This is a genomic window from Collinsella sp. CLA-ER-H8, from assembly GCF_040092335.1.
GTDB lineage: Bacteria > Actinomycetota > Coriobacteriia > Coriobacteriales > Coriobacteriaceae > Collinsella.
In genome coordinates, this window is record NZ_JBBNLU010000013.1 from 53,024 (window position 1) to 59,101 (window position 6,078).

Below are 6,078 nucleotides of genomic sequence, written 5' to 3' on the forward strand. Positions count from 1 at the left end.
TTTTAGTACTGGCTCTCGTGCTTGCTGAAGAAGTCGAAGCGCGGGGGCAGCGGCTTCACGCGGTGGTCGCCGGGCTTCTCGCCCAGGCTCTCTACGAACTCGTCCGTGGAGGCAAAGATGTTATCCCAGCTAAAGAAGGCGACCGGATCGACGTCGAAGTACTCGCAGATGAGCTCGCAGCCGGCCGGCACGATGCCGTGCATGAGCACGGTCGCCACGCGCAGCTCGGTGAAGGCGTCGACGAGGGCCTGCGTCATCGCGGTATTGGCTTGCTCGCCCTCAAGCTTGTTGGCAGCCTTGGAGGCGTCGCTCCAGCGCTTGTTGGCGGCGCGCAGGTAGTCGTCGCACACAGCGAGCGCGCGGTGCGTCTCGAACTTGTACATGGCCTGCTCAAACGCGAGGGCGGCCTGCTCGGCGGCCTCCACCACGGTGGCCGAGGCGGCGCCGGCGGGGATGCAACCGTTGCGATAGGGGCTCTCGTCGCCCTCCTTGACGGCGACGCCGTAGAAGCAGCTGCGGGCCAGGCGGTTGAAGACGCCGGTCAAAAGGGCGCTTTCCTTAAGGGCCGGATCGATGACGCGCTTGTCGTCGCAGGCGTGCACCTCGTTGCCGTCCTTGTCCTTGCTGGTCACGCGGGTGTCGTATGCCTTGGGGCTAAAGCTCACCGGCTTCTCGGACAGGCCGAGCGACAGCCAGTGCGCGCGCATCTGCTCGCAGGTGTAGTGGTTGAGCAGGTCGTCTGCCGGCGGGGGAGGCGTCTGCGAGGACGAGCTTGCCTTTTTGCCCATGTAGAGCAGGTGGTAGCAGGCGCTGACGGTGCTCTGCGTGAGGTTCCAACCCAGGGCCTCCCACATGGCGGTCTGCGCGATGCAATAGAAGTAGATGTTGTCCTGGCCAATGAACTGGTAGATCTGTGCGTCATCCGAGCACCACCAGTCGCGCCAGTCGAGCGAGCTGTGCTGGTAGGTGGGCGCGGGGACCTGCGTGGAATCGGCGGCGGGCTCGCCCATGAGGGCGGCATCCTGGGCGGCGACGCCCTCGGTCACGCCGGCGGCCTTGGCATCGCGTGCGAGCACGGTGCGCGTATAGCTGATGGGAGCCCACAGGCTCTCGGGCCAGCACCAGCAGGTGACGTCGGAGACGCCATCGACCTCGGGCACCGGAACGCCCCAGTCGATGTTGCCGGTGATGCGGAAGGGTACGAGCGCCTTGCCGCTGCGGAAGCGCACGCCGCCGTTGGCGAGCACCGCGTGGGCATCGTCGCGCTCCTTCCAGCTGGGGAAGGTGACGGTAAAGCTGCTCTTGTTGCCCTCGGGCTCCAGCACGGTGTGCTCGGGAAGCTGATCCTCGACGGCATCGAAGGCCTCGCGGAACTTGTTCTGGATGTAGAGCTGAGCCGGCAGCAGCCACTCTTCCATGGTCTTGGAGACCACGGAGCGAACCTGCGGGTTCTGGGCGAGCTTGGCGGTATAGGTTTTCATAAAGTCGAGGTAGGCCGGCAGGTCGAAGTAGAGGTTGTCGACCGGGCGCAGCTCGGGCACCTCGCCGGTGAGCTGGCTTTTGGGCGCGATGAGCTCCTCGGGCTCAAACTGGTGGCCCAGGTCGCACTCGTCGGCATAAGCCTTCTCAGACTTGCAGCCCTGGATGGGGCAGCGGCCGATCACCTGACGGCCGTTGAGGAACGTGCCGGCCTTGGCATCGTAGAACTGCAGCGTGGAGCGCTTGGAGATGGTGCCCTGCTCGTGCAGGCGCTTGATAATCTCGGCGGTCACCTCGTTGTGAATCTGCGCAGCCGGCTCAAGGCCCGAGCCGCCGTAGATGTCACAGCTGATGTTGTAGTTGTTGAGGGTCGCGGCCTGGCGGGAGTGATTGGACTCGACATACTCGCTGATGGACTTATCGTAGCCTTCGTTCTCCTTGAGCTTGCGGTAACTCTCCATGATGGGCGAGCCATAGCAGTCGGTGCCCGAGGTGAAGATGACGTTCTCGCGGCCCAGACGGTCGCGCAGGAAGCGGGCGAAGAAGTCGGCCGGGACAAAGACGCCGCCAACGTGGCCAAAGTGAAGGCCCTTGTTGCCATAGGGCTCGCCGGCGGTAACGATGGCGCGGCGAGGCCAGCTGGGACGGTCGTTCATGGAGTATTTGGATGCCATGGGACTCCTTCGTATATGGTGAGAGCGCGGCCGGGCGCAAGGCCTGGCGACGCGGTGGTCAATTCGTGCATATCGTTCGACATTATCGCACATGCGGACGGGTACGTGGCAGGGGCGCTATCCTAAGATGCTATGAATGAGATTTCCAACATACATGCGTTTGAAGACGAGGATTTTCTGCACGCCTGCTTTGTGTGGGGGATGGCCGTGCTCGGCGCATTTGCCGTGTGCTTGGTGCCGGTGTTTATGCTGATGGGCGGGCCTGCGGACTTGGATGCGGCTGACGCGGGCGGCTGGACCACGGTCTTGGGCTGGATAGTCGGCTTGGCTGCGGTTTCGGCGGCGTCATTTGCCGTGCACGAGCTGGTGCACGGTGTGTTTTTTAAGCTGCTGGCGCCTGCGGGCGCGCAGGTGACCTTTGGGGCGAATCGCGAGACGGCGATGATCTATGCCTGCGCCGAAGGCGTGGTGTATTCGCGCTGGCGGTACGTGGCAGTTTGCCTGGCGCCGACGGTTGTTGTGACGACAGCGTTTGCCCTGGGGTTTGCGTTCTCGGGCTATCCGCTGCTGTGCTACCTGGCGGCCGGCTTGCATTTGTCGGGCTGTGTGGGCGACTGGTATTACGTGCGGACCATTTTGCGCGACCGCCGCATTGTCGCCTGCGAGGACACGTCCTTCGGCGTGCGCTTTTTCGGGTGAGGAGATGTCGATGAAGCCGTTGTTGTTGCACGCCTGCTGTGCGCCGTGCTCTCTTGAGCCGGTCCGCCTGCTGCGCGAGGAAGGATTTGAGCCCACAATCTGCTGGACAAACCCCAATATTCAGCCGCACGATGAATGGCAGCGGCGTTTGGACGAGCTGCGCCGGTGGTGTGCCGATGGCGACATCGAGCTTATCGAGGCGGGGGAGGACCGGGAGCGCTGGGAGGCCGGCGTGGCCCCGCTGGGCGCCGATCGAGCCCGTCGCTGTCGCGCATGCTATGCCCTGCGTCTGGCCGAGGCGTGCCGTGTGGCCCAGGAGCGCGGGTTTGAGTTTGTGGGCACGACGCTCGCCGTCTCGCCGTATCAGTTGTTCGAAACCTGCAATGATGTGTTGGAGCGTCTGGCTGCCGCCCGCGGTCTCACTCCGGTGATTCGTGATTTTCGTCCGTATTACTCCGAGGCCACGCGTCGTTCGCGCGAGCTGGGCATGTATCGGCAGAACTACTGCGGCTGCCGATTCTCGGCCGTCGAGGCGGCCATGGACCGCGCCCGCATCCGCGACGAGCGCAAAGCCGCCAAAAAGTAGTTCATTTGGGCTGGCAGCCTGCTAGGATGTAGAGCGGACTTTAGCTATATAAGGAGTATCCGACGTGTCTATGCGTACCGATGATTTTGACTACAACCTTCCTGAGGAACTGATCGCCCAGGCTCCAGCCGAGCCGCGCGACTCCTGCCGCCTGCTGGTGGTGGATCGCAAGGGCTCCCAGGCGGGAACGCCGTTGGAGCACGGCGGTACCGTTGAGCACCGCATCTTCCGCGACATCATCGACTATATCGAGCCGGGCGACGTGCTCGTCATCAATCAGACGCGCGTGATGCCGGCCCGTCTGATCGGTCGTAAAACGGGATCGGGCGGCGTGGTCGAGACCCTGCTGCTCAAGCGCCGCGAGGACGTGGATCCGCTGGGCCATGTTTGGGAGTGCTTGGTCAAGCCGGGCAAGCGCCTGAAGCCCGGTGCTCATATTGAGTATCGCGCCGGTGGCGCCCATGCGCCCGAGGGGGCTCCCGTGGTGCTGACGGCCGAGGTTGTCGACTTTGTCACCGATAGCCGCGGCGGCCGCCTGGTACGCTTTGAGCCGGCCGGTTGCAATGCCGCCGGCGAGCCGCGCACGCTCGACGAGGCCATCCATGCTGCCGGCCACGTGCCGCTGCCGCCCTACATTACCGATTACGAGGGCGATCCCGAGAAGTACCAGACCGTCTACGCCATGAAGGAGGAGCACTCGGCCGCTGCTCCCACGGCGGGTCTGCATTTTACTCCCGAGCTCATGGCTGCCATCGAGGCCAAGGGTGCCAAGTTTGCCGCCGTCGAGCTCGAGGTGGGTATCGATACCTTCCGTCTGGTGGAGGAGGACGACCCCGCGCAGCACGTGATGCACACCGAGCGCTACCACGTGTCGCAGGAGGTTGTCGACGCCGTGCATAAGGCGAAGGCCGAGGGGCACCGCGTGATCGCCGTCGGCACCACCGCGGTGCGCTCGCTCGAGAGCGCGTTTGACGCGGACGCGCCGGTGTCCGACCCGGCCGTGACGGCGCGCTATTTTGAGGGCCGTAAGGACGGGGCCGACACGCTCGGCCGCGGCGACATCGTGGTGCGCGAGAACGCCACGACGCAGCTCTACCTTATGCCCGGCTCGACCTATCACGTGGTCGACGCGCTGATCACGAACTTCCACGTGCCGCGCTCCACGCTCATGATGCTCGTAAGCGCGCTTGCCACCCGCGACCAGATCATGGATGCCTACACCGCTGCCATCGAGGAGCGCTACCGCTTCTTCAGCTTTGGCGACGCCATGCTCATCTTGTAGGTTACGGCGTTTTACAAACGCCGTAACCGGTCGACGCTGCGCGGGCCGCATTTGGACAATCTGACGTTCAACTTCAAGGGCGCGACCAGAAGGTCAGCGCCCTTTCGTTTCACGTCACCTTGTCTCAAATGCGGCCCGCTCGCTCATATGACCCAATCCGCTGTCAAGAGCCACAATGGCCCCGCCGACCGATTGCAAGCGGTCGGCGGGGCCTGCCGTTGAACCCGTCCCGGTCCGCCCCCGGCATGTCGTCGACGCCTTCGGCTCAGTCTCATATCCGCGGATACCGCTCCGGCGGCCCGCAATCCTCTCCTTCGGCGGGGCTCCCCAAGTCTGACTACGCGCATGCGGCGGTCGCCGCGCGCACAGCGAGAACGGGGGTGTCCCCGAAGGCTGCCCGGCTCGCCGGGACGGGGGCTATGTCTATTCGGTTGCCTCCCGGCACATCGCGCCGAGGGCCCACAGCCACCTCACGAGCTCGGCGGCGGTGGCGGCGTTCGCCTTCGCCTGGGGCATGCCCCTGGCGAGCATCTCCTCGCGGCGCCGGAGCAGGCGCTCGGAACCCTTCCTCCCGTGCATCCTTACCTCGAGCGGGACGCCGCTGCCCTTGGGCATCAGCTTCGATTGGTGGCTCGCCTGGACGTAGCTCCAGGACCCCTCGACTGCCAACCTCCTGACGAGCGCGTTGCCGGCCCCGCTGATCCCGCCGAGGCGCACGGAGTCCGCGCTCGACCTCTGCTTCGGGGCGAGGCCGAAGTAGGACGTCACCTGCCTGCCGGAGCGGAACCTCGAGAAGTCGCCGACCTCGGACGCGAAGGCGGCGGCGAGCGCGAACCCGCACCCCTTGATCGACTGGAGCGCCTCGACCTCCGCCGAGAGGGGGCCCGCCGCGACGGCGGCCCTGTACTCGGCGAGGAGGTCGTCGCGCGTCTCGGCGGCCGCCTCGACCTCGTTCCTCAGCGCCGCAAGCGCCCGGATGCCGCCGTCGTCGGCGGGCCGAACCTTGTCGAGCCACCTGAGGAAGTCGTACGTCCAGTACCTCCGGGGGTTTCCGGCCGGCGTCGTGCCGCCGTAGGCGTAGCCGCGGCGGGCCAGGAACGCCAGGAGCCGCTGCCTCGCCGCCGCGAGCCTCGCGGTCGCCGCGTCGTGGGCCCCGGCGAGGTCCCTGAGCCCCTCGATCTCGGGGGACGGCACCCATACCGGGGAGATATCGTGCGACAGTATCGCCTTGTGTTAGCGCTACTGTAAAAACAACCAATTTCGCCATCGCACTTTAGCCGATTCCGCCAACGCAATTTCCCCAATCACGCCAACGCATTTTCACCATTTCCACCAACGCCGGGGCTTACGCTTCGACC

General features: G+C 65.2%; 5 protein-coding genes. 3 read left to right on the forward strand and 2 right to left on the reverse strand.

Annotation, left to right across the window (positions count from 1 at the left end; genetic code table 11):
- Window positions 1-2: 2 nt before the first annotated feature.
- Window positions 3-2,153 (reverse strand): class I tRNA ligase family protein, encoded by a 2,151-nt coding sequence (locus AAAX72_RS08150; protein WP_349129906.1) that lies wholly within the window; start codon window positions 2,151-2,153, stop codon window positions 3-5.
- A gap of 132 nt (window positions 2,154-2,285) precedes the next feature.
- On the opposite strand from AAAX72_RS08150, the gene AAAX72_RS08155 reads away from it, so the two are divergent.
- The 3 genes from AAAX72_RS08155 (at window position 2,286) to queA (ending at window position 4,720) form a co-directional block, all read left to right on the forward strand.
- Window positions 2,286-2,852 (forward strand): DUF3267 domain-containing protein, encoded by a 567-nt coding sequence (locus AAAX72_RS08155; protein ID WP_260699258.1) that lies wholly within the window; start codon window positions 2,286-2,288, stop codon window positions 2,850-2,852.
- A gap of 10 nt (window positions 2,853-2,862) precedes the next feature.
- The gene (locus AAAX72_RS08160; RefSeq protein WP_349129907.1) at window positions 2,863-3,438 is read left to right on the forward strand and encodes an epoxyqueuosine reductase QueH; all 576 of its coding nucleotides are present in this window, start codon (window positions 2,863-2,865) and stop codon (window positions 3,436-3,438) included.
- 70 nt (window positions 3,439-3,508) lie between these two features.
- Window positions 3,509-4,720 (forward strand): tRNA preQ1(34) S-adenosylmethionine ribosyltransferase-isomerase QueA, encoded by a 1,212-nt coding sequence (queA, locus tag AAAX72_RS08165; protein WP_349129912.1) that lies wholly within the window; start codon window positions 3,509-3,511, stop codon window positions 4,718-4,720.
- 423 nt (window positions 4,721-5,143) lie between these two features.
- Here queA and AAAX72_RS08170 read toward each other — a convergent pair whose 3' ends face one another.
- Window positions 5,144-5,914, reverse strand: a complete 771-nt coding sequence (locus AAAX72_RS08170; protein ID WP_349129909.1) for a transposase — start codon at window positions 5,912-5,914, stop codon at window positions 5,144-5,146.
- Between the last annotated feature and the right edge of the window lie 164 nt (window positions 5,915-6,078).

Bases quoted from the DNA above. Each gene is read 5' to 3' on its own strand.
- AAAX72_RS08150 (WP_349129906.1), bottom strand. From the start codon at position 2,153: ATGGCATCCAAATACTCCATGAACGACCGTCCCAGCTGGCCTCGCCGC.
- AAAX72_RS08155 (WP_260699258.1), top strand. From the start codon at position 2,286: ATGAATGAGATTTCCAACATACATGCGTTTGAAGACGAGGATTTTCTG.
- AAAX72_RS08160 (WP_349129907.1), top strand. From the start codon at position 2,863: ATGAAGCCGTTGTTGTTGCACGCCTGCTGTGCGCCGTGCTCTCTTGAG.
- queA (WP_349129912.1), top strand. From the start codon at position 3,509: ATGCGTACCGATGATTTTGACTACAACCTTCCTGAGGAACTGATCGCC.